Raw genomic sequence first — 25,492 nt, forward strand, 5'->3', positions numbered from 1 at the left:
GATTCATCACACTTCGTCACTTCAGTTGCACGCGCGGGTCGACCGCCTGGTACAGCAGGTCGGCCAGCAGGTTGAACACCATGGTCGCGGCGGCGACGCACACGGTGATCGCCTTGATGACCGGGAAATCGCTGCGTTCGACCGCCAGGATCACTTCGCGGCCGATGCCGGGGATGCCGAAGAAGCGCTCGAGGAGAAAAGCGCCGATCAGCAGCGCCGGCAGGTTCGCCATCACGTGGGTGATGATCGGGATCGCGGCATTCCTCAGCACGTGGACCCAGACGATGCGGCGCTCCTTCAGGCCTTTCGCGCGCGCGGTGCGCACGTAGTCCTGGTTCACTTCGTCGAGGACAAAACTGCGGTACAGGCGCAGGGTGGGCGCGATCGAGACCGCAAGCCCGATGATGATCGGCAGCAGCGCATAGCGCAGCAGGTTCTCGCCCAGGCTCGCGCCCCAGCCCTGCACCGGGAACAGCCCGAGCTTGTAGGCGAAGAAGTACTGGAACACAGAGATGTAAACCAGGATCGAGATCGACATGCCGACCGTGCAGGCCACCATCACGGCGCGGTCGGTCAGCGAGCCGCGCACGAAAGCGATGCCGAGGGCCAGGGCGATGCCGAAGAAGGTCTCGAGCACGGTCAGCGGCACCAGCACCGTGAGCGAAGGCCCGAGGCGGCTGGCGATGATGTGCGAGACCGGCTCGCCCGTGCTCCAGGCATTGCCGAAGTCGAAGGTGAGGATCTGCTTCAGGAAGATGCCGAGCTGGACCCAGACCGGCTGGTCGATGCCGAGCTGGGCGCGGATATTCGCGATGGCCGCCTCGTCGGCCATCTTGCCCGCGAGGAGATAGGCCGGGTCGCCGCCGACCCAGTTGAACAGCACGAACACGAGCACGATCACGCCCGCCATCGTCGGCAGCATCTGCCACAGCCGCCGGAGTATGTAAGCTGCCATCGAGACTTCCTGTGCCCAGCCGTATGAAAAACGCTAACGATAGCGCAAATCAGCGTCGGCGGGCCATGAACTTATTTGGGCCGGCGATAACCGCGAGGTGGGTTTCCCAGGACTGGCTCTCGAGCCCACGCGGTAGCACGGTAGCGTGTCGAACGGTGTCGTAGGGTGGACACCTGTGTCCACGCGGTTCAACGGTAGCTTGTCGAAATGCATCCGCCAGGCGCCCGCCCGTTGGCATCCTGGCTCCGCCGCATATGATCAGCTGGCGAGACCGCGTGGGCACAGGTGCCCACCCTACCACAGCACGATGCGCAACCGGCCCGCTGCTTCAGCCATCCTCGCGCAGCCGGCGCTGGCGCACCGCGGCGGCCAGCCCTTCCAGCACCTGCACGCTGGTGTCCCAGTCGATGCAGCCGTCGGTCACCGACTGGCCGTAGGTCAGCTCCTTGCCCGGCACCAGGTCCTGGCGCCCGGCCACCAGGTGCGATTCGATCATCACGCCGACGATGCGCTCGTCGCCGGCGGCGATCTGGCCGGCGATGTCGGCGCACACCGGCACCTGGTTCTCGGGCTTCTTCGAGCTGTTCGCGTGCGAGGCGTCGATCATCAGGCGCGAGGCCAGGCCCAGGGCCGCGATCTGGCGGCAGGCCTCCTCCACGCTGGCGGCGTCGTAGTTCGGCGTCTTGCCGCCGCGCAGGATGATGTGGCAGTCCTCGTTGCCCGAGGTCGAGACGATCGCCGAGTGGCCGCCCTTGGTCACCGACAGGAAGTGGTGCGGCTGCGAGGCCGCCTTGATCGCTTCGGTCGCGATCTTGATGTTGCCGTCGGTGCCATTCTTGAAACCGACCGGGCAGGACAGGCCGGAGGCGAGCTCGCGGTGCACCTGCGACTCGGTGGTGCGCGCGCCGATCGCGCCCCAGCTGATCAGGTCGGCGATGTACTGCGGGCTGATCACGTCGAGGAACTCGGTGCCGGCCGGCAGGCCCATCTCGTTGACGTCGCGCAGCAGCTCGCGCGCCATGCGCAGGCCGTCGTTGATGCGGAAGCTGTTGTCCATGTAGGGGTCGTTGATCATGCCCTTCCAGCCCACCGTGGTGCGCGGCTTCTCGAAATAGACGCGCATCACGATCTCGAGGTCGCCAATGAAGCGGCGGCGCTGCTCGACCAGGCGGCGCGCGTACTCGAGCGCGGCCTTCGGGTCGTGGATCGAGCACGGGCCGATCACCACCATCAGGCGGTCGTCCTGGCCGTGCAGGATGCGGTGCAGGGCCACGCGCGCGCCGGCCGCGGTCTGCTCCGCTGCCGGCGTCACCGGAAACTCGCGGATCAGGTGCGAGGGTGGCGTCAGTTCCTTCATTTCGCGGATGCGTAGGTCGTCGGTGCGAGGCATGCTGTACTCCGTTATCTGGTCTGGAAATAAAAAAACCGCCATCGCTGGCGGTTTCATGGTTCTCGGTCTGGTCTCTGCTGTTGCGTGTACCCGCCGCTACTCCACCGCCTGAAGGCTGGAATGGCCAAAATAAAACCAGCGGGTAAAGAAAGCAGCGTTGCGCATGGATGGGATCCGAAAGTGGTCCAAACGACTATAACGCCAATGCGTGAGCGTTGGCAAGCCTTTTATCCGTAGCGTAAACATGGGCAGTTTGGCGAGCAGTTGCGACAAACCGACGTGCTTTGCGGTGCAAGAACAACAATTGAGAGATATCAGAGGTGGCATTGTCATCGATGCAAAAGTCGGAACAAGCCCCGGTCCGGCTGTGTTTGTTTTACGGCTGAGCAATTGCCGACGATTGAATGCATGAGGTAAAGCAAACAGGCTCAAGCGGACAGGGATTCCAACACGACCTTGGAGTCTGGAAATGACTGAAACCCTGATATCCCGATCGGTGCGCCGTCTGTTCGCCGGCGGCGGAGCGATCGGTCTGGCCCTGCTCGCGCTACCCGGCGCACAGGCGCAGGAAGCGGCGCAGCGGCCGATCGCGCGCGTCGAAATCACCGGCAGCAACATCCGCCGCGCCGAAGCCGAAACCGCCTCGTCGGTGATCACCGTGAACCGCGCCGACATCGAGCGCTCGGGCAAGAGCACCGTCTCCGAACTGCTGCAGACGCTGGCGGTGGACAACCAGGGCTCGGTGCCGACCACCTTCGGCAACGGCTTCGCGGCCGGCGCCGCCGGCATCTCGCTGCGCGGCCTGGGCACCGCCTCGACCCTGGTGCTGCTCAACGGCCGCCGCCTGGCGCCCTACGGGCTGGCCGACGACGGCCAGAAGATCTTCACCGACCTGAACGTGATCCCCACCGACGCCGTCGACCGCATCGAGATCCTGAAAGACGGCGCCTCGGCCATCTACGGCTCCGACGCGATCGCCGGCGTGGTCAACATCATCCTGCGCCGCAACTTCACCGGCACCACCGTGCGCGGCCTGCTCGGCATCACCGAGGAATGGGACGGCGAGGAACAGAACCTGGCCATCACCCACGGCTTTGGCGACCCCGACAAGGACCGCTACAACGTGCTGCTGAACTTCGAGTTCAAGCGCCTGAACGACATCTACCTGCGCGAGCGCGCCGGCCGCGAGCACATCGGCCGCATCGACCTGCGCCGCTGGGGCTATTCGGCCCAGGAAGCGCTGGGCGGCACCGGCGCCATCACCGGCCCCAACGCGGCCGGCAGCGCGATCAACGGCAACGTGCGCAATCCGAACACGAACATCTACCACAACCGCGGCAACCTCGACGCCGCGGCCACCGGCTTCACCCGGCTGTTCCCGGCGGCGGCCTGCAGCAACTTCACCAGCCATCCGCAGGGCGACCCGCTCGGCGGCTGCCTGGTCGACTCGACCCTGATGTACAACCAGATCCAGCCGGAACAGGAAAACTACAGCCTGTTCGGGCGCGGCACCTACCGCATCACCGAGGGGCTCGAAGCCTACGGCGAGGTCAACCTGTACAGCAGCAAGACCTCGTCCTCGAGCACGCCCTCGGGCGTGAACGCCAACGTCGGCTACCCGGGTGGCCCGGTCAGCAATGCCGGCGTGTCGCTCGGCATCAACCATCCGGACAACCCCTATTTCGGCACGGGCCCCGCGCGCCTGCGCTACCTGGCCGGCGACGTCGGCCCGCGCGTGTCGAACATCGACGGCTTCTTCTCGCGGGTGCTGGCCGGCGTCAAGGGCTCGTATGCCGGCTGGGACTACGACACCTCGCTGCTGTTCTCGCGCAGCACCGTGAAGAACGAGCGCACCGGTTTCCTGCAGCGCGACGTCGCCTTCGCCCTGCTCGATCCGTCCGACCTGGTCAACGTCGGCTCGGCCCTGGCCACCAGTCCGGCCTACGCGGCGCTGCCGCCGGGCACCTTCTGGCGCATCGCCGAGAACGCCGGCCTGAACGACCCGGCCGTCTACGCGGCGCTCTCGCCCCTGATCTCGAACGACGCCGCCACCAAGATCATCCAGGGCGACTTCAAGGCCACGCGCGAGTTCGGGCGCCTGGCCGGCGGGCCGGTTGGCGTGGCGGCCGGGGTCGAGTGGCGGCGCGAGGAAACCGAGCTGAACCCGACCACCGGTACCGAGCGTGGCAACGTCATCGGCCTCGGTTACTCGGCCTACCGCGGCGCGCGTAACGTGTTCGCAGTCTATGGCGAAGCGCTGGCCCCGGTGCTGCCGGGCCTGGAAGTGACCGGCGCGCTGCGCTTCGACGACTTCACCGACGTCGGCCGTTCGTGGACGCCGAAGCTCGGGGTCAAGTGGACGCCCTCGCGCCAGCTGGCCCTGCGCGGCACCTTCGCGAAGGGCTTCCGCGCCCCGAGCGCGGCCGAGAACGGCGTCGGCGGCCTGGCCGCCTTCTCCACCGCCGAAGACCCGCTGCGCTGCAGCCTGGGCGTGGACGCGGCGTGCAACCCGGCCTCGATCGCGGTGATCACCTCGCCCAACCCCGACCTGAGCCCGGAGCGCTCGCGCAGCTACAACATCGGCGTGATCTGGGATCCGCTGCCGCGCACCAGCATCTCGGTCGACTTCTGGAGGATCAAACGCAAGAACGAGATCAACCAGGAACTGACCGATGTCGCCATCGCCGCCGGCCGCGTTGCGCGCGACCCGACCACCGCCGATTCGGACGTCCCGGGCGACCCCGGCGCCATCACGGCGGTGCTGGCAAGCTACGTCAACTCGGCCCAGACCAAGGTGCAGGGCATCGACCTCGACGCGCGCCACACGCTGCGCCTGCCCAACGGCTGGGGCAACCTGCTCATGGACGGCAAGCTGACCTACATCGACGAGTGGATCCGCACCGAACAGGACGGCAGCTCGCGCGACTTCGCCGGCACCCACGGCAACTGCGACGTCACCAACTGCGTCGGCACCCCGGACTACCGCGTCAACCTGCGCGCGGCCTGGGACCGCGGCGACTGGCGCGTCGCACTCAACGCCAACTACCGCGCACCGATCGACAACGTGCTGTTCAAGAACGATCCGGACGGCTGCGCCAGCCACTACGCCAACGGCGAACCCGCCCCGCGCGGCTGCGAACTGGCCTCGTTCACCACGTTCGACCTGGTGGTGCGCTGGAAGCCGCGGCCGGGCTGGGAAGTGTTCGGCACCGTCGAGAACCTGTTCGACAAGGTCGCGCCGCTCGATCCGCTGACCTATGGCGCCCAGGCCTACAACCCGCTCGACTACCTGGGCGCGGTCGGACGCACCTTCTCGGTGGGTGCGCGCTACACCTTCTGAGCCTGGCCCGATGTGCAGGAAGGGAGACGCGTGCGAAGGGAGACGGGCAAGGCCCCGTCTCCCTTGTTCTTCCTGTCCCGGCAGCGGTGCCCGCGTGCTTCCGAGCGGGTTGAAATTTCCGGACGCAAGCGAATGGCCTCGGGCTGTGGCGCGCAGGCCACGGCCCCCTCGTTTCGTTTGATGGAAATCACCCAAATCGGGAAGGTCGGTGCAAGACTCGATCCAAGCACCTCGCCGCACATTTGTTCATTCCAATAAACAATTGTTTGACGGAGAAGGGCGAGCAGCGCAACAGGGAACGAACAACACATCCGGGAGCCGAACATGCACGAAACTATCTTGTCCCGCTCGCTGCGCCAGCTGTTCGGCGCCGCCGGCCTCAGTTTACTCGCCAGCCTGCCTGCCACGGCGCAGGAAGCGCAGCGTCCCCTGGAGTCCCCGGCGCAGGAAACACAGCCGGCCCAGCCGATCCAGCGCGTCGAAGTCACCGGTTCGTCGATCCGGCGCATCGCGGCCGAAAGCTCGCTGCCGATCACCACGATCCGCGCCGCCGACTTCGCCAAGCAGGGCCTGACCACGGTGCAGGAAGTGCTGAACACGATCCCGATGAACCAGACCTCGACGGTCAGCTCCTCGGCGGTCGGCGCCGGCACGGGCGGGCGCGCGGTGGCCGACCTGCGCGGCCTGGGCGGCGACAAGACCCTGGTGCTGCTCAATGGCCGGCGCCTGGCCAACCACCCCTACTTCGCCGACACGGTCGACCTGAACATCATACCCGTGGCCGCGCTCGAGCGCGTCGAAGTGCTGCGCGACGGCGCCTCGGCGATCTACGGCACTGACGCCATCGGCGGCGTGATCAACTTCATCACCAAGCGCTCGGTCGAGGGCGGGGCCATCACCTTCGAGGGCTACGAGCCGTGGCGCAGCGGCGGCGGCAACGAGCAGCGCATCAACCTGTCCGGCGGCTGGGGCAACCTGGAGCGCGACGGGATCAGCATGTTCGGCGTGCTCGACTATCACCAGCAAAGCGCCCTGCGCGCCACCGACCGCGCCTTCTCGCGCACCGGCGTGCGCCCCGAACGCGGCATGAACGAAGTGAGCCGCACGACCTTCCCGGCCAACTTCTTTTCCGACCTCGGCGTGGCCGGCAACCCGTATTACGCGACCGGCTGCCGCCCGCCCGACACCGCCCCCGCGGCCGACGACCCGGTGTGCGAATTCGACTACACCCAGTTTGTCGACAACATCCCCAAGACGCGCCAGTACAGCGCAATGGGCAAGATCAACCGCCAGTTCACGCCGGACCACCTGGGCAGCCTGAAATTCGTCTGGGGCCGCAGCACCAACGAATCGCGCGTGGCGCCGCCGCCGATGTCGAACATCGGCATCATCATGACCGCGGCCAGCCCCTACTATCCCGGCAACGGCAGCGTGCCCGCCTTTCCCGGCCTGACCGGCGAGAACCTCGACATCAGCTGGCGTCCGATCGAGTCCGGCCCGCGCGAGAACTACGACAGCAGCTCCACCGCGCGCCTGCAGGCCAGCCTCGAGGGCACCATCGCCGGCTGGGACTACAACGCCGCGATCTCGCACTCGATGGGGCGCGCGCGCAGCGTCTTCCGCAACGGCTACCTGGTCGACCAGCGCATCATCGACGGCGTGGGCGCCGGCATCCTGAACCCCTTCGGCCCGCAGAGCCCGGCCGGGGCCGAGTTCCTGCGCAACTCCCTGCTGCTCGGCGAGTATGTCCACGCGCGCATCAACAGCAGCGCCATCGACGCGCGCGTCAGCCGCGACCTGATGACCCTGCCCGGCGGCGCGCTCGGCTTCGCGCTCGGCGCCGAGTTCCGGCGCGACCGCGCCAAGTACTTCGTCAACCGCGACCTGGCCGGCCAGGCCTCGAGCTCGGGCTATGCCGACGCCCAGGACGCCTCGGGCCAGCGCAGCATCGCCGCCATCTTCACCGAGTTCAACGTCCCCGTGATCAAGGACCTCGAACTGAACTTCGCCGGCCGCTACGACCACTACAATGACGTCGGCGGCAGCTTCAACCCGAAGGTCTCGGTGCGCTACCAGCCGACCCGCGAGATGCTGCTGCGCGGCTCGTTCAACAAGGGCTTCCGCGCACCGACCCTGTTTGACCTGTATGGGCCGCAGTCGACCACCAACAGTTCCGACACTTACAACGACCCGGTGCTGTGCCCGAACGGAACGCCGGTACCGGGCGCCAACCCGAACATCGTCTGCAGCCAGCAGCAGAACATCCGCCAGGGTGGCAACCCCAACCTCAGCCCGGAAAAGTCGCGCACATTCAGCGCCGGCATCGTGTTCGAGCCCATGCCGCGGCTGACCCTGTCGGCCGACTACTGGCAGATCAAGCTGAAGGACCAGATCAGCGCGCTGGCCGAACAGACCATCTTCAGTAACTTCCCGAAGTACCAGAACCTGTTCGTCTATGACCCGTCCGGCACGCGCCTGAACTACGTGCTCGACATCACCAGCAACCTGGGCGAAGTCAAGACGCGCGGCCTGGACCTGTCGCTGCTCTACCGCATGCCGAAGAGCCCGATCGGCAACTTCAGCATCAGCATCGACGGCACCTATGTCAACAAGTACGAGTACCAGAACGAGCGCGGCGGACCCTTCACCCAGAACGCCGGACGCTATGCCGACGCCACGCCGGTCTTCCGCTGGCGCCACAACCTCCTGATGACCCTGATCCGCGGCGACTACACCTTCAACCTCTCGAACCGTTACATGTCGCACTACGAGGACCAGAACACGGCGGTCGCGCCCGAATTCTTCAACAACGTCGGGCATTACTCGACCTGGTCGATTTCCGCCACCTATACCGGCAACAAGCACTTCGAGCTGACGGCCGGCATCAAGAACCTGTTCGACGAGGAGCCGCCCTTTACCAACCAGGTCACCAACTTCCAGTTGGGCTACGATCCGCGTTATACCGATCCGCTGGGGATCACGCCGTACATGCGCCTGACGTATAAATTCTGACAATGCATGAACACGTAGGGTGGACGCCCCGTGCCCACCCTACGGTTCATCCATCAATAAAAAATGCCCGGCACAAGCCGGGCATTGTGATGAAGGAAAGGGGAAACAATCAGCCCGTCCCGCCCACCGTCACGCCGTCGATACGCAGCGTCGGCTGGCCGACGCCGACCGGCACGCTCTGGCCTTCCTTGCCGCACACGCCCACGCCCGAGTCCAGGCTCATGTCGTTGCCGATCATCGAGATGCGGTTCATGACGTCCGGACCGTTGCCGATCAGGGTCGCGCCTTTCACCGGGTAGGTGATCTTGCCGTCCTCGATCATGTAGGCTTCGCTGGCCGAGAACACGAACTTGCCGTTCGTGATGTCGACCTGGCCGCCGCCGAAATTCACCGCGTACAGGCCGTTCTTGACCGAGGCCAGGATCTCGGCCGGGTCCTTGTCGCCTGCCAGCATGTAGGTGTTGGTCATGCGCGGCATCGGCAGGTGGGCGAAGGATTCGCGGCGCGCGTTGCCGGTTACCGGCATCTTCATCAGGCGCGCGTTCATCGTGTCCTGGATATAGCCTTTCAGGATGCCGTCCTCGATCAGCGTGGTGCACTGGGTCGGATTGCCTTCGTCGTCCATGTTCAGCGAGCCGCGGCGGTCCTTCAGGGTGCCGTCGTCGACCACGGTCACGCCCTTGGCCGCAACGCGTTCGCCGATCCGGCCCGCGTAGGCCGAGGAGCCCTTGCGGTTGAAGTCTCCTTCCAGGCCGTGGCCGACCGCCTCGTGCAGCAGGACGCCGGGCCAGCCCGGTCCGAGCACGATGGTCATCGGGCCGGCCGGGGCCGGACGCGCGTCCAGGTTGACCAGCGCCGCCTTGACCGCCTCGTCGGCGTAGCGCTCGAGGATGGCGTCGTCGAAGTAGCCGTAGTCGAAGCGGCCGCCGCCGCCCGAGGAACCCATCTCGCGCCGGCCGTTCTGCTCGGCGATGACGGTGACCGAGACGCGCACCAGCGGACGGATGTCGGCCGCCAGCACGCCGTCGCTGCGCACGACCAGCACCACGTCGTATTCACCAGCCAGGCCCGCCATCACCTGCACCACGCGCGGGTCTTTCGCGCGCGCCATCTTCTCGACGCGCTCGAGCAGGCGCACCTTGGCGGTGGCGTCGAGCGAGGCCAGCGGGTCGTTCGGCAGGTAGAGCGAGCGCCCGCCGGTCGGCTGGGCGCTGGTCGCCACCTTCACGCGGCCGGCGCCGGCGCGCGCGATGGTGCGCGTGGCCGCAGCCGCATCCAGCAGCGCGCTTTCGGAAATTTCATCGGAATAAGCGAAGGCCGTCTTCTCGCCGGAAATGGCGCGCACGCCCACGCCCTGGTCGATCGAGAAGCTGCCGGTCTTGACGATGCCCTCTTCCAGGCTCCAGCCCTCGCTCTTGGTGAACTGGAAATACAGGTCGGCATAGTCGACCTTGTGGGTGAACATCGTTCCCAGTGTGCGCAGCAGCTTGCCTTCGTCCAGGCCGAAAGGCGTCAGCAGCACGTCGCGCGCGACGGCCAGGGAGGAAAGATTCGGTTCGAATGGAGTCATTTTGCGTCTGTTTCTCGTATGGATTGGGGCATTGTGCCATATCCGCCCCGATCGTATCGGCGCGCATCGGCGCGCATCGGCACCGTCAACGGCGGCGCAACGGTCCCGGCAACAGCCGGTTATAGCTTGCGGTGGCGCAATGCCGGCAGGCTTTCGCGCACCCCGGCCAGGAAAGCCGGGTCGAGCTCGCCCGTGACCACGCCCTCGCCTTCGCGCAGCACCGCCTTGACCTCGCCCCAGGGGTCGACCAGCATGCTGTGGCCGAAGGTACGGCGGCCGTTCTGGTGGGTGCCGCCCTGGGCCGAGGCCAGCACGTAGCACTGGTTCTCGATGGCGCGGGCGCGCAGCAATACTTCCCAGTGCGCGCTGCCAGTGGTGTGGGTGAAGGCGGCCGGCACCACGATCAGCGCGCACTCGCCCATCGCCCGGTACAGCTCGGGGAAGCGCAGGTCGTAGCAGACCGACAGGCCGACGCGCCCGAACGGCGCCTCGAAGCTGCCCACGGCCTGCCCCGGCACGATGGTACGCGCCTCGTCGTAGGACTCGCTGCCCCTGGTGAAGCCGAACAGGTGGATCTTGTCGTAGCGGCTGACGTTTCGTCCCTGCGGGTCGTAGACCAGCGTGGTGTTCAGGACCTTGCCGGCGTCCGGCGACACCAGCGGCAGCGTGCCGCCGACCAGCCAGATGCCGTGCTCGCGCGCCAGCGCGGCCATGGTTTCCTGGATAGGCCCGGCGCCGGGCTGTTCGGCATGCGTCACTTTATCGGCGTCGCTCATGCCCATGATGGGCCAGTACTCGGGCAGGGTCACGAGGGTGGCGCCGGCAGCGGCGGCTTCGCCGACGAGGCGGCGGGCGGTGGCAATGTTGTGCGCCACGTCGGGCGTGGACACCATCTGGACTGCGGCTACGCTGGTCATGTCACTCCTTCTTCGCTTTGGCTGCCGGCGGCGTGTCCGGCGGGTTGTCGAGTTTGGTGATCGTCGGCGACTTCCAGGGTCCCGTGATCTGCATCTGGTAGGTCAGGGCCTTCATCACCGGCGCGCGCAGGAACAATTGCGCCAGGTAGGAGCCGATGCCGATGACCGGGTTGACCGCCAGGCCGTATACCAGCGGCCCGGTGCCGAGGTTGAATTCCGGGATCACCACCACGTGCAGGTTGGTCGATTCGTTGGCGATGTCGGCGGTGCCGTCCATCAGCACCGTGGCCGCCACGCCGTGCATCTTCAGGTTCTCGGTCCTGACCACGCCGCGCGAGATCATCGCATTGGCCGTGATGCCGTCGAAGGCCAGGCCTTCCGAGAACACGTCGTGGAAGTCGAGTTTCAGCAGGCGCGGCAGGGCCTGCAGGCTGAGCACGCCGAGCAGCTTGGCCGCGCCCGGGTCCTGCTTGAGGAACTGGCCGCCGCCTACGTTCAGTTCGATCTGGCCCGACAGCGAGGGAATGTCGAGCGCGTACGGCAGCCCGCTCCACGACAGGTCGCCCGAGAGCTTGCCCTTGCCGCGGCGCAGGGTCTCGGGGAAGCCCAGGCGGTCGAGCAGGCGCCCGGCGTCGAGGATGTCGAGGGTAAAGTTCATGCCGGTATTGCTCTTGCCGTCTTTCGTCAGCCAGCGCCCGGTCGCGCGCAGCTGGCCGTCCGGGTTGGCCAGGCTCAGGCGGTCGATGCGCCACTCCTTGCCGGCCAGCGCCTGCACGTTGCTCGCCTGCAGGTCGAGGCGGCCGAACTGCTTGTTGAACAATTCAAAACGCTCGGCCACGATGTCGAGCGCCGGGATGCTGGTCGCGCCGCGGTTCGATTCGAGCAGGTCCTTGACCTCGGCCGCCGACGACTCGGGGATGATGAGCGAGGCCAGGCGCGCCGTGACCTTGCCCACGCCCTGCCCCGGCTGCTCGCTCCAGCTGACGTGGCCGGACGCCTGGCGCGACTGCAGGTTGGCCTGCCAGGTGCTGCCGCGGTGGGTGGCGCCGACCACGACGTCGACCACGCGGCGGTCGGCGATGAACAGTTCACCCGCCCGCGCGGCGATGGTGGTGGGCACCACGTACTGGGAGAAATTCGGCCCGGCAGCGCCTGCCGTCCCGCGGCCGGCGCTGTCGGCGTCCCCTTCCTCGTCGCCGGCGATCGCGCGCGCCGCCGCCAGCCAGGCGTCGACGTTCACCGACTTCATGTCGACGTTGATCATCATGCCGTCGTCGGGCGCCGGCGCCGGCACGTTGACGCCGATGCCGCCGCGCTCGACCACCCAGGGCCCGTGCGGCTGGCGGCTGCGCACATAGCGCGCCGCGACACCCTCGCCCAGCGCCAGGCGCAGCTCGTCGCGGCCGACGCCATTGACGGTCGGCGCGCCATTGAGCACGAAGCGCAGCGGCAGCACCGCGTCCTGGGCCTTGTTCAGCGGCGCCGGAAATTCCAGGCCGAGGCCAGCCAGGTTCGAGTCGAGCGTGACGGTGAGCGCGTGGTCGCGCACCGTCACCACGCCGCTGTAGCGGGTGCTGCCGGACAGGCGGGTGGCCAGGCGCGCCATCGCCGGCGCCGGCGCGCTGCGGCGCATGCCCTCGGCCGACAGGGTGCCGGCCAGGCGGATCGCGATCGCGCCGTCGCGCCCTGTCCCCCCCGACAGCGACAGCGGCCCGCCGAGGAAGCTGGCGCCCACGCCATTCAGGTTGACGCCGTGCTCGGTGAATTCGACCTTGCCCAGGGCTGCCTGCAGCGGCGGCAAATCGGGGAACAGGGACACGTCGTTGTTCTGCAGCTGCAGCGCGCCCTGCACTTTCGTCTGGTGCAGGTCCGCCAGCGGCATCTGCAACTTGAGGCCGAGGCGCGCATTGCCGCTGCCGCGGGTGTCTTCGGTGAAGTGGCCGATCCAGCCCAGCACCGGACTGGCCGCAACATAACCCAGGAAGTCCTGCAAGGGACCCGTGGCCGTGCCGTCGATGTCGAGGATGGCCTCGTGCGAACCGAGGTTGGGGATGACGGCGCGCACGTTCGACAGGTTCAGGCCCATGCTGCGCAGGGTCTCGCCATGGATTTCCATGCGCGCGCGGTCGAACACGATGCTGCCGTTGATGGCCTCGGCCAACGGCCACTCGGGTCTGTTGTCCGGCGTGCGGTGGCCCGGAGCGTATTCGAGCACGGCATTGTTCAGGCGGCCGGCGACGCGGAATTCGCCGCGCCCGCGCTCGGCCGCGTTGTCGGCCCGGAACGGGAAGTGGGCCAGGTCGCCACGCAGGCGCAGGCGCACGTCGTTCAGGGTGCCGCCCTGCAGGGCCGTACTCAGCCAGTGGTGCAGGTTTTCCGGCGTCACATTCGGCAGGAAGCGGCCGACCTCGGCGATCTTGAAACCGTCGAGGGTGCCCGTGAAGTCGGCCACGCCCGGTCCCTGGCCCTCGCCCAGCGGCAGCAGGTGGCTGCCGGACAGGCTGCCTTGCAGGCTGCCCTGCGCGAATGCGAGCTTGTCGACCTCGACAAGAAGTTGCTCCTGGGGCTCGTAGCGCCAGCGCGCCTGCAGCGCCAGCCGGTCGAGCGGCATGGACGCCTGCGCGAACCAGGCCGGCATGTGCAGCGCCAGGTTCTCGGAGTCGACGCTGACGCTGCCGCCGTCCTGGGTGGCGTCGATGCTGCCGGACAGGTTGTCCACGCCCGGCAGGGCCGGCCGCGCCGGCTGGGGCGCGATCCCCGGGCCGGCGGCAATGGCCGGGCGCGCTGCCTGCGGCTGCAGGCTCAGTCCGGCGACGCGGCCCTTGACGCGGTAGCCCGCCAGTTGCGGAGCCTTGCCGTCCCAGGACGCGGCAAAATCGAGCAGCTGACCGCGCGGCGCGAAGTCGGCCAGCAGCTGGCGCTGCGTGGGCGAAAGCGGCAGCTGGGCGGCCAGCTCGGCCAGCGCCGCCAGGTCGACCTGGCGCGCCTCGACCTCGACCCGCTGCGGCTTGCCGTCCCGCGCCGGGGTGAAGGTTTCGCTGACGGTGGCCGGCGGCAGCACGCGGCCGTCGCTGGTGGCCACGGTAAAGTCGCTGATGCTGACCGTATGGCCGTTGGCGCCGAAGGTCGGTTTGCCGTCTTCGACGCCGGGCGCGAGCTCCTCGCGGGCCGAAAGGCGTCCGGAAACCCGCGCCAGCGTCAGCGGCGGCAGGTCCGGCCCCATGCGGGCATGGACGCCGGCCAGCGCCAGGTCGGCGGTGAAGCCGGCCAGGCGCGCGTGATCGAGCGTGATCCAGGCGCGCAGCGAGCCCCTGCCCTGGCTGAGTTCGAACGGGTAGTCGAGATACTGCTTCCAGGCCGCCAGGTCGGCGTTACGCAGGTCGGCGTAGAGTTCGCCGCGCCAAAGCGAGATGTCGGAGGCGCGCCCGCCGAAGCGCGGATGGGTGAAACGCGCGCGCACGTCCAGCGGCTGGGCCAGGCTGGCTGGCGGCGTGGCCTTGAACGCGACGCGGTGGGTCCGCCAGCGGTTCTGCAGCACCAGCGAGACGTCGCGCAAGGCCAGCGGCGCGGCGCCGCGCAGGGCGTCGGTCCAGTCGACGCGTCCTTCGCGGATCACGATCTCGCGCTGGCGGAATACCCAGTCGCCGCCGGCCCCGCCACCCGCCTCGTCCTTCGGGTCGATGCGCACGCCGGCTACGTGGAAGACGCCGTCCTGGCCGCGCCGAACGTCGAGCTGCGGGCGGATCAGCTCCAGGGTCTCGAAGCGCGGCTCGGCCGCGAACACGCTCCACCAGGAAAACGTCGCCGATACCGAGGGCAGCGCCAGCACCTGGCGTCCCTGCGCGTCCTTCAGGGTGACGTCGCCCAGGAACAGGGAAGGATGCAGGCCGCTCCAGGAGGCATAGATGCGGGCGATGGCGACCTGGTTGCCGACTGCACGGCTGGCCAGGCGCTCGATGTCGCCCTTGTACATATCTATATTAGGCAGGATCGCGTAGCGCAGCGCCAGGAACAGCAGCCCCAGCGCAAAGTAGACCAGCAGGACCAGCTTGATCGTGAAGCCGAGCACATGATGCGAAGCCAGGTTGGCATAGCGATAGGCGGCACGCAGCCGCCGCCAGCGTTCGGCCAGCGGAACATGCGCCTGGGGCGCCTGAGGCTCCGGGTTGTGCATCAAAGTGCTAATAAAAGGCTCGCCGTAAATTGTTTCTTTAATAAGAGAGCGCTTGCTACGATCGCGGCGTCTACCTTACCATCATGCTGACCCAGGCAGCACGGCGGGCAATTCTACCGCAAGCACGCCTCCCGGAACGCTTTTACTCTTGTGCAGGATTCCCCGATGACACCTGTTTCCGCCGCCAGCGCCTCGCGCTGGTACCAACGCTGGGTCGATGCCGTGCCCGGACGCCCCGAGCGCGTCGCCGAGTTGACCCGATTATCGCTGGCCCGCCCGGATTTCGGCGCGTTATTGGACACCGAGTTGGCCGCGGGCATTCCCCTGCCGCGCGCCATGCGCCGCCTGCGCAACCTCTTGCTGGCCTGCCTGATCCGGCGCGACCTGGAAGGCCAGGCCGATCTCGACGAAGTCGTCACCGCCATGACCGGCCTGGCCGATTTCGCGATCCGTACCCACCTGGCGGACCTGATGGCCGAAATGGTTGCCGCCCACGGCATGCCGGTCGGCGGCGAGTCCGGCCGTCCTCAGGAAATGATGGTGCTGGCCATGGGCAAGCAGGGCGGCGGCGAGCTCAACGTCTCGTCCGACATCGACCTGATCTTCGTCTATCCGGAAGACGGCGAGACCGATGCGCAGCCGCACCAGCGCGGACTGTCGAACCACGAATTCTTCGTGCGCCTGGGACGGCGCCTGATCGGCGCGCTGTCCGAAGTCATCGAGGACGGCTTCACCTTCCGGGTCGACATGGCGCTGCGTCCGAACGGCAAGTCCGGGCCGCTGGCGGCCAGCCTGAACATGGTCGAGGAATACCTGATCGTCCAGGGCCGCGAATGGGAACGCTATGCCTGGGTCAAGGCGCGCGCGGTGACCGGCAACGAGGAAGATATCGCCGCCCTGGACGCCATCGTGCGTCCCTTCGTGTTCCGGCGCTACCTCGACTTCGGCGTGATCGACGCGATCCGCAACATGCACGCCCAGATCCGCGCCGAAGTGAACCGCCAGGAGCGCCTGCATCCGGACCGCAGCAACAACGTCAAGCTGGGGCGCGGCGGCATCCGCGAGATCGAGTTCCTGGCCCAGGTGTTCCAGTTGATCCGCGGCGGGCGCGATCCGGCGCTGCGCGAGCGCTCGACGCGCCAGACCCTGCGCTTGCTGGCCGAGCGCGGCCTGCTGGCGCCCGAAACGGTGGAGCGCCTGCTGGACGCCTACACCTTCCTGCGCAACCTGGAACACCGCCTGCAATACCTGGACGACGCCCAGACTCATACCCTGCCCCCGAACGAGGCCGAGCGCCTGGTCATCGCCAACATGATGGGCCTGCCCGACGCGCCCACCCTGCTCGCCCGGCTCGACGAGCAACGCGCCTTCGTGGCCGCCGAGTTCGACGACATGTTCGCCGACAAGAGCGCGGCACCAAGCGAGGAGCGCGCCGAGCTGGAAGCGATCGCGGCCGATCCCGAGAACCTGGCCGCCATCGAGGCCCACCTGCGCGCGCTCGGCTACGGCGACCCGGCGGATGCCGCGCGCCGCCTGGTGGCGACCTGGCAGGCGCCGCGTTTGCAGAGCCTGCCGGACGCGAGCCGGACGCGCCTGCTGGCCCTGGTCAACCTGGCCCTGCCCCAGGTGGCCGCCACGGTGAAGGAGGCCGGCGTCGGCAGCCACGGCGCGACCCTCGGGCGCCTGCTCGACTTCCTGGAAGCGGTGGCGCGTCGCTCCGCCTACCTGTCGCTGCTGACCGAATACCCGCACACGCTCGAGCGCGTGATCCGCATGATGCATGCGAGCGGCTGGGCAGCCACTTTCCTGACCCAGCACCCCATCCTGCTCGACGAGCTGCTGGACGACCGCGGCGGCATCGACGAACCGGCGCAGCTGGCAGCCAGCCTCGACGCGAAGCTGCAGGAGGCCGAGGGCGACACCGAGCGCCAGCTCGACATCCTGCGCGAGACCCACCACGCCCAGCAGTTCCGCCTGCTGGCGCTGGACCTGGCCGGCGAACTGTCGGTCGAGCGCCTGGCCGACCACCTGTCGGCGCTGGCCGACGTGATGGTGGCCGCGACGGTGCGCTGGGCCTGGAAGACGGTGGCCACGCGCCACGTCGAGGAACCGCGCTTCGCCGTGATCGCCTACGGCAAGCTGGGCGGCAAGGAGCTCGGCTACGTGTCCGACCTCGACGTCATCTTCCTGTTCGACGACGAGGACGACATGGCGCCCTCGAACTACGCCAAGCTGGCCCAGCGCTTCATCACCTGGATGACGGCCCACACCCCGGCCGGGATCCTGTTCGACATCGACACCGCCCTGCGCCCGGACGGCGCCAGCGGCATGCTGGTCAGCCCGCTCGGCGCCTTCGAGCGCTACCAGCAGCGGTCGGCCTGGGTCTGGGAGCACCAGGCCCTGACGCGCGCGCGCTTCTGCGCCGGCGACGCGGCCATCGGCGCACGCTTCGAGGCGATCCGGGAAAGCGTGCTGCGCCAGGACCGCAGCGATCGCGAAGCCGAACTGAAGGAAGAAGTGCTCAGGATGCGCCAGCGCATGCACGAGGCCTACCCGAACCGCACGGCGCTGTTCGACCTGAAGCAGGACGCGGGCGGCATGATCGACATCGAGTTCATTGTCCAGTACCTGGTGCTGCGCCACGCGGCGGCGTATCCGCAGCTCACCGCCAACCTCGGCAACATCGCGCTGCTGCGCATCGCGGGGGAACTCGGACTGATCGACGCGGCCCTGGCGGCCGAGGTCGGCGGCGCCTACCGCGCGATGCGCAAGCTGCAGCACCAGTTGCGGCTGCAGGGGCAGGAGGCGCGGGTCGAGCATGGCCTGGTGGCCAGGCATGCGGATGCGGTGGTGCGGCTGTGGGGGGCCTTGTTCGGGACCTGAACCGGCCTCCATCCCTGGCGCCATAAAAAGAAAACGCCCCGAGGGGCGTTTTCTTCATGCTGCGCGGGCGCGGTTTACTTCAGGTTCTTGTCGAGGAAGCGCTCGACCCGGTTCCAGAAGTCGACGTTGTTCTCGGTCAGGTACCAGCCGTGTCCCTCTCTCGGATACTGGACCCATTCAACGTTCTTGTTGCCTGTCTCGAGCAGGGCGTCACGCATCTTTTTACCGTGAGGCAGCGGGACACGATAGTCCTCCTCGCCATACGCCATCAGTACGGGCTGCTTGATACGGTGCGCCTGCTTCAAGGGCGAGGTGGCGGTCAGCTGGGCTTGGTCCTTGTCGGGGTCGCCAATCATCTTCGGCATGCCGAAACGCACCCAGGGATCGTCGGGGTCCATGAAGTCGCTCCAGCCGATCGAGTACATCATCTCGATATCGGTGACGCCGACCCAGTTGATGCCCGCCTTGTACAGTCCAGGCTCCTTGACCAGGCCCATCATCGTCGCATAGCCGCCATAACTGGCGCCGGCGATGGCAATGCGCTTCGGATCGGCCAGGCCCTGGTCGATGGCCCAGCGGGTGGCATCGGTAATGTCGTCCTGCATCGCCAGGCCCCACTGCTTCCAGCCAGCCCGGAACAGCTTGCTGCCGTAACCGGTGCTGCCGCGGAACTCGGGCTCGATGACGAGGTAACCACGCGAGGCGAGGAACTGGGTCGATGGATCGAAGCCCCACTCGACACCGCGCACGAACGGGCCGCCGTGCACCATGACGACGGTCGGCCATGGTCCCTTGCCGCGTGGCTTGGTGACATACACCGGAATCTGCATGCCGTCACGGGTCTTGATGCGATGGAAGTCCTGGGTGCCGGCCATGTCTGCCGAGTTCAGCCAGGGATGCGAAGCGCCCAGCAGGGACAGCTTGCCGCTCTCGCGGTCGAACAGGAAATAGACCGGGGCCTGCACGTCGGAAGTCGCCGTGACGACCATGTGGCGGACCGTCGTGCAATACGTGCAGGACAAGTAGTTATTGGTCGACGGCAGCAGCTTGTCCACGGCTTCCTGCGCGGCGCGCATCTTCGGATCGAACCAGGCAACGCCCAGCGTCTCCTGCCTGAAGCTCGCACCGAGCACCTGTTTGGTGCCTTTGTCGATAATCACGTTGCCCTCGAAATCATAGCCAGGCAAGTTCAGCAGTGGCTCCGCCTCGAGTTGGCGGCGCTTCACATCGTAGCGGTACAGGGCGAGCGCTGCGTCCGGGCTCTTGGGGTTCGGGGCGGTGACATACAATTGCCCCGCGTTGTCGACCGCCAGCGGGGTAATCGGCTCGCTGTCGCCGAAGCGATTGAAGCGATAGAGCTCGGTCCACTCGCCGCTATCGAGCTCGCGCCAGTACACCACGCCGTTCTCCCGGGAGCCGTCAAGGCTCACCACGGTGCGCGCACGCAGGTCGGGGTCGACGATCCAGTGCGAGGCGCCCCTGGGTGCGCCACCCGCATGGACGTGGCGCAAGCCCATCGTCTTCGTATTCAGGCGCATCAGTTGCGTCTTCGGCGGCACGCCGGGCCCGAGCGGTTCGCTATGCTGTACGAGCACGTCGTCGGAACCGTCATAAATGGGCCTGATATAGTCGTAGGCATAATATGAGAGGGGGCGGTGGGCAGCCCCGGGCGCGCTGCTGTACTTCCAGGCATACGTGCGTTCGATCAGCCAGACAAACTTGCTGCCATCGGCGTTCACCGCATACAGTCCACGGTCGAGCTGGTCGCCCAGCGCGGACTGGCGGTCATGCAGGCCGAACACCAGGCGCTCGTCGTTGATCCAGGTTGCAGTGGCGATGTCGGCTTCGTCGAACTGTGCGATACCTTTGAACTTGTCGGGCGTGCCGATATCAGCGACGGCCAGGCCGATGCGTCCCGAGGCGGTCGGCACCAGCATGGCGATTTTCTTGCCCGAGGGCGAAAGCGTTGGCGAGCCCAGCGCAGCCTTCTTGAAGAAGGCTTCGGTGGGCAGGAGCTTGGCTGCACTTGCCGGAGCGGGCACACCCGCTGCCGATGCATGCAGTCCAATGTCGGCGGCAACCAGCATCGCGGCCAGTTTGATGGCCAGGGGAGGAGTCATCTTCATACGTTTTGGAGTATCTTTACGAACGGAAATAGTGACGAGCCTATACGAGCCATCTTTTCCGTATATTGTCTAGAGTCAAGAAAGGAGAAGGGTCAAGCCCCCTCCTTTATCGTCCAACCAGGCGCGCTCGCCATCTCCTACATAAAGGAACGCCCCGCATAAAGGAAACGTTCCGCATAAAGGAAACGCCCCGTAGGGCGTTTCCTTTATGCTGCCCGGGCGCGGCTTACTTGAGGTTCTTCTCGAGGAAGCGTTCGACCCGGTTCCAGAAGTCCACCTGGTTCTTCTCCAGGTTCCAGCCATGGCCTTCACCCGCGTACTGGATCCACTCGACATTCTTGTTACCGGTCGAGATCAGTGCATCGCGCATTTTGACGCCGTGCGGCAGCGGTACGCGGTAGTCTTCCTCGCCATAGGCCATCAACACCGGTTGCTTGATGCGCGCAGCCTGTTTCAGCGGCGAGGTCGCTGCCAGTTGGGCCGCATCCTTGTCCGGGTCGCCGATCATGCGCGGCATGCCGTAGCGCATCCATGGGCTGTCCGGATCGGCCAGGTCGCTCCAGCCGATCGTGTACAGCATCTCGATGTCGGTCACGCCAACCCAGTTGATGCCGGCCTTGTACAGACCCGGCTCCTTGAGCAGGCCCATCATGGTGGCGTAGCCGCCATAGCTGGCGCCGGCGATCGCGATGCGCTTCGAATCGGCCAGCCCCTGGTCGATCGCCCAGTGCGTCACATCGGTGATGTCGTCCTGCATCGCCAGGCCCCACTGCTTGAAGCCGGCCTTGAACAACTTGCTGCCATAGCCGGTGCTGCCGCGGAATTCAGGCTCGACCACCACGTAGCCGCGCGAAGCGAGGAACTGGTTCGGCGGATTGAAGCCCCACATGCCGCCACGTACGTAGGGGCCGCCGTGGACTAGCACGACCGTCGGGAACGGCCCCTTGCCGCGCGGTTTGGTGATGTACACGGGAACATGCACGCCGTCGCGTACCTTGACGCGCTGGAAATCCTGCGTGCCGGCCATGGCGGTCGAATCGAGCCACGGACGGGAAGCGCCCAGCAGCGACAACTTGCTGGTCGCGCGCTCGAACAGGAAGTAGACCGGCGCCTGGATGTCCGACGACGCGGTCACGACGACATGCTTGGCGTTCACGCAGCGCGAGCAGGAAATGTCGTTATTGGTCGAAGGCAGCAACTTGTCGATGGCTTCCTGCATCGCGCGCATACCCGGATCGAACCAGCTCATGCCTTGCGCTTCCTGCAGGTAGCTTACGCCCAGCAGCGCCTTGGTTTCGGCATCGAACTTGACGTCGCCGTTGAAATCGAAGCCAGGGAGATTCAGCAGTGGTTTGCTGTCGAGCTTGCGTGTCCTGGCGTCGTAGCGGTACAGCGCAGCGGTGTCGTCCGGGCTCTCGGGATTGGGCGCGCGTACGTAGATCTCGCCATTGTTGTCGACCGCCACCGGCGTAACGGCGTGCTCGGCATCAGTCAGATCGTAGCGGTACAGCTCGGTCCAGCCCGAGGCGCCGGCGCCTCGCCAGTACACCGCGCCGTCCTTCTTGCCGTCGTTCGTCATCACGAGACGTGGTTGCAGGCTGGGGTCCAGCACCCAACCCACGGTGCCATTTGGCACCGATTCACTGAACAGGTGGCGCACGCCCATCGAGCGGGTGTTCAAGCGCATCACCGAGGTCTTGGGAGGCTGGCCCCGCTCGGTCGGAAACCAGCGAAGGATCAGTACGTCGTCCGAACCGTCATGGATCGAACCCAGGAATTGGTTGCGCGAAGGCAGCGGACGGCGCAGAGCGCCGGCTGTGGCGCTGTAGTTGCCGGTACGCTCGATCAGCCAGATGAAATCGCTCCCGTCCGCGTTCACCGCGTACAGGCCGCTGCCCAACTGTTCGCCCATCGCGGCCTGGCGGTCCGTGAGGTCGAACACGAGACGCTCATCATTTACCCAGTGCACGCTGCGCAAGTCAGCATCGGGAAACTGGGCAATGCCCTTGAATTTATCCGGGGTGGCGATGTCGGCCACTGCCAGGCCGATACGGCCCGACTCGGTCGCTACCAGCATCGCGATTTTCTTACCCGAAGGCGACAAACTCGGTGCGTCCAGCACCGGCTTCTTGAAAAAGGCATCGGTCGGCAGCGGCTTGACCGCGTTTGCCGGCGCCGGCACGCCGGCTGCCGACACGTTCAGCCCAAGGCCAGCCGCGACCAGCAGCACGCCCAGTTTCCTGGCCAGGGAAGGAGTGATCTTCATACGATTTGCAGTACCTTTACGAAAGGAAAAAGCGCCGAGCTTTGCTTGCGCATCCTATATGCATATTGCGCTTGATCAAAAAAAAAGGAGGGGGTCGAAGACCCCCTCCCTGTCATTCAGCTATGAAGCGGCTGAATTAGAACTTCTGTTCCAGACGGACGTATGCCTGGCGGCCGTACGCGTCGTACAGGTAGAAGTTGAAGTTACGACCGTCGTACGGAACCAGCGAAGGCATCTTGTCGAAGGCGTTGACCAGGCCGACAGCCAGCTTGCCGCCCCACGGGGTGCTCCAGGTACCCTGGATGTCGTGGGTCACGTAGGTGCCGACCGGGGTTTCCGGATCGTCATAGTTACGACCGGTGACGTTCAGGTTGTACGACACGCCGAAGGCGCCCAGCTTCCAGTTGTTCGACAGGGTAGCACGGTAGTGCGGCAGGCCCAGGGTGCCGCGCAGTTCGTTGCCGTCGTCGTCGTAGCTGAGGGTGTTGGAGTAACGCAGTTCGTGGTCGAAGTTACCCCACGTTGCGCTACGCCAGCGGCCCGTGATGCTCGCATCCAGGTATTCGCCCTGCAGCGTGCCTTCGTTCGCGTAACCCATATTGACGCGGTCGATTGCGCCGGTCGAGTTACGGATGACGGCCAGGCCAGCCGGGATCGCACGCGGATCGGTGCCGTTCGAACGACGGATCAGGTCCTGTGCGCCGATCAGGGTGATACGGTCGTCGATCTTGATCTTGGCGTAGTCGGCCTTGACGCTGATGGCCGGCAGGACGTCCCAGACCGCGCCCACCGAGAACTGCTTCGACTGTTCCGACTTCAGAGCCGCGTTGGCCCGGGTGTAGGTGTCGACCTGGATGGTAGCTGCCTTGTTGCAATCCTGCGATGCAGGGATGCCGCCGCCGGTCTTGCCGCCGGATGCCAGGCAGGAGGCCGGATCGAAGACCGGCTCAGCCGAGAACGATTCCTTCTGGTGCAGCTGCGGCAGACTCGGAGCACGGAAGCCTTCACCGAACGACGAGCGCAGGGTCAGGTTCTTCATCGGCTGCCAGCGCACCGAGACCTTCGGCGAGAAGTCGTTGCCGTAGTCGCTGTACTTGTCGAAGCGACCAGCAGCGCTCGCTTCCAGGGTCTTGGTGATCGGGAATACCATTTCCAGGGCGGCACCGCTGACGCGACGCTTGCCTGCTGCCGAGTTACCGGCCGAACCTTCGATCACGCCAGCTTCCGACAGCGAGTCGTAGATGTCGCCGTAGATTTCTTCGCGGGTTTCAGCCGAAGCCAGCAGCGAGACGCCGCCGCCAGGCAGTTGGAACAGGTCGTAGAAGGTACCGATCGCGTAGAAATCGGTCTGCTTGAAGATACTGTCGCGGCTGGTGGTTGCCTTGATGGCGCTCAGCACTTCTTCCGGGTTTGCGCTTGGGTTGTACAGGTCGTACTTCGGAGCGTTGACACGCGTCTCGTTGACGTACTGTTCCAGGATCGGACGCACGATGTAGTTGCGACCCAATTCCTTGTACACCGAACGGGTGTAGGCGGCGCCCACGTCCAGGTCGATGTTCTTGGCGATCTTGCCCTGGAAGCCAGCGGCCACGTTCGCCAGCCATGCGTCGGTCGTGGTGTCGCGGTTGCCGGCGGCAGCGGTACGGTGACGCACGATGATGTCCGACGCGGTCGGGTTGTTCGGGGTGTTGGCGCGAACGGTCAACTGGGCCGGGGTCGGTGCATAGCGGCCGAAGCTGCTGGTATTGGTGGTCGACGCGTTGACGTAGGCTTTCCAGTCGTCGTTGATCTGGGTTTCGCCGCGGGCGAAGAAGGCCTGGCTGTCGATCTGTGCTTCGTCGGCCGCAACGGCGTTGAAGTTGTACGAGCAGGAGCCGTTGTCGGCCAGCCAGAAGTTCTCGTCCGTGCAACCGGTGGCCGGGTTGCCGCGCAGGTTACCGATCGAAGTGTAGGCGCCGCTCGGCAAACGGTAGTTGTTACCGTACGAGCTCACGCCCAGGTCCTGGCCCCAAGGCCGGTCGCGGGTGTAGACCATGCCACGGCCGGTCTTCGACGCGCCCATCACGATACGGCCTTTTTCGCCTTGCACGCCGACCAGGACCGACGCTTCCTTACGGGCGCCGCCTTTGACTTTCGGATCGGTGTAGCCGACCACGCCGGCGATGCCTTCGAAGTCCTTGCGGGTGATGATGTTGACCACGCCGCCGATTGCGTCCGAGCCGTAGACTGCCGACGCGCCGTCGGTCAGGATCTCGATGCGCTCGACCGCTGCCATCGGCACGGTGTTCAGGTCGACGGAGTCGCCGACGTTCGGTGCCTTCGGCAGGCGGCGGCCGTCCAGCAGGACCAGGGTACGCTGCGAACCGAGGCCACGCAGGTCGATGCCGGCGAAGGACTGGGCGGAGCTGCCCGATTGCGGACGGAAGTTACCAGTCGACGAGAAGGTCGACGTACGCATGAATTCAGCGACGGTGGTCGAACCGGAAGCTTCCAGTTCTTCACGCTTGATCACGGTAACTGGCAGTGCGCCTTCAGCGTCAGCACGCTTGATGCGGGTACCGGTCACTTCGACGCGTTCGATTTTTTGCACAGCAGGTGCCGCTTCTTGAGCGAAAGCTGGCATTGCGATCAGGCCGACGCTGCCGCCAAACGCCAGAGCGACGGCGGTGCAGACTTTGGACTTCTTAAACATAGATCTCCTTGTTGATAGGGTCTTCGCCCGGAAAACCTGCCGCGCAAGCGCGACGGGGTACCTCCAGATAACTCGCGTCCTGCAGCGGCTCCCTTGTTTGCAGAAAATACATTCTTGCGCCAAGCCCAAAGGCTGGCGAAATGTCTGCTTTTCTACAGATAATTGGA

Annotated in this window: 11 protein-coding genes; 3 read left to right on the forward strand and 8 right to left on the reverse strand. The window is 66.2% G+C overall.

Going from position 1 to position 25,492, the window contains the following annotated elements; all coding sequences use genetic code 11:
* Positions 1-16: 16 nt before the first annotated feature.
* Both ACSUZJ_RS19820 and aroG read right to left on the reverse strand, forming a co-directional pair.
* Positions 17-955 carry an ABC transporter permease gene (locus ACSUZJ_RS19820; protein ID WP_499411008.1) on the reverse strand — a complete coding sequence of 313 codons (939 nt, stop codon included), beginning with the start codon at positions 953-955 and terminating at the stop codon, positions 17-19.
* 328 nt (positions 956-1,283) lie between these two features.
* Complete coding sequence (gene aroG / locus ACSUZJ_RS19825; protein ID WP_499411010.1) at positions 1,284-2,345, reverse strand: 3-deoxy-7-phosphoheptulonate synthase AroG; 1,062 nt, start codon at positions 2,343-2,345, stop codon at positions 1,284-1,286.
* Between the two features lie 469 nt (positions 2,346-2,814).
* Between aroG and ACSUZJ_RS19830 the strand changes: the two genes are divergently transcribed.
* Positions 2,815-5,685 (forward strand): TonB-dependent receptor, encoded by a 2,871-nt coding sequence (locus ACSUZJ_RS19830; protein ID WP_499411012.1) that lies wholly within the window; start codon positions 2,815-2,817, stop codon positions 5,683-5,685.
* Between the two features lie 324 nt (positions 5,686-6,009).
* The gene (locus tag ACSUZJ_RS19835; RefSeq protein ID WP_499411014.1) at positions 6,010-8,697 is read left to right on the forward strand and encodes a TonB-dependent receptor; all 2,688 of its coding nucleotides are present in this window, start codon (positions 6,010-6,012) and stop codon (positions 8,695-8,697) included.
* 109 nt (positions 8,698-8,806) lie between these two features.
* On the opposite strand, the gene tldD is transcribed toward ACSUZJ_RS19835, so the two are convergent.
* The 3 genes from tldD to ACSUZJ_RS19850 form a co-directional block, all read right to left on the reverse strand.
* Entirely contained in the window at positions 8,807-10,267 is a 1,461-nt protein-coding gene (gene tldD / locus ACSUZJ_RS19840; RefSeq protein WP_312549134.1) for a metalloprotease TldD, read from the reverse strand.
* A 119-nt stretch (positions 10,268-10,386) separates the two neighbouring features.
* Entirely contained in the window at positions 10,387-11,184 is a 798-nt protein-coding gene (locus tag ACSUZJ_RS19845; RefSeq protein ID WP_499411017.1) for a carbon-nitrogen hydrolase family protein, read from the reverse strand.
* 1 nt (position 11,185) lies between these two features.
* A complete protein-coding gene (locus tag ACSUZJ_RS19850) occupies positions 11,186-15,358 on the reverse strand; it encodes a YhdP family protein (protein ID WP_499411019.1) in 4,173 nt (1,390 codons plus the stop codon).
* A 165-nt stretch (positions 15,359-15,523) separates the two neighbouring features.
* Between ACSUZJ_RS19850 and glnE the strand changes: the two genes are divergently transcribed.
* On the forward strand, positions 15,524-18,241 hold the full coding sequence (gene glnE / locus ACSUZJ_RS19855) for a bifunctional [glutamate--ammonia ligase]-adenylyl-L-tyrosine phosphorylase/[glutamate--ammonia-ligase] adenylyltransferase (protein WP_499411021.1): 2,718 nt from the start codon (positions 15,524-15,526) through the stop codon (positions 18,239-18,241).
* Between the two features lie 74 nt (positions 18,242-18,315).
* Here the strand turns inward: glnE and ACSUZJ_RS19860 are convergent, their stop codons facing one another.
* The 3 genes from ACSUZJ_RS19860 to ACSUZJ_RS19870 form a co-directional block, all read right to left on the reverse strand.
* A complete protein-coding gene (locus ACSUZJ_RS19860; RefSeq protein ID WP_499411023.1) occupies positions 18,316-20,367 on the reverse strand; it encodes an alpha/beta hydrolase family protein in 2,052 nt (683 codons plus the stop codon).
* A gap of 226 nt (positions 20,368-20,593) precedes the next feature.
* On the reverse strand, positions 20,594-22,633 hold the full coding sequence (locus tag ACSUZJ_RS19865) for an alpha/beta hydrolase family protein (RefSeq protein WP_499411025.1): 2,040 nt from the start codon (positions 22,631-22,633) through the stop codon (positions 20,594-20,596).
* Positions 22,634-22,769: 136 nt separating this feature from the next.
* Entirely contained in the window at positions 22,770-25,325 is a 2,556-nt protein-coding gene (locus ACSUZJ_RS19870) for a TonB-dependent receptor plug domain-containing protein (RefSeq protein WP_499411027.1), read from the reverse strand.
* Between the last annotated feature and the right edge of the window lie 167 nt (positions 25,326-25,492).

Source organism: Telluria sp. B2 (assembly GCF_051789535.1).
GTDB lineage: Bacteria > Pseudomonadota > Gammaproteobacteria > Burkholderiales > Burkholderiaceae_D > Telluria.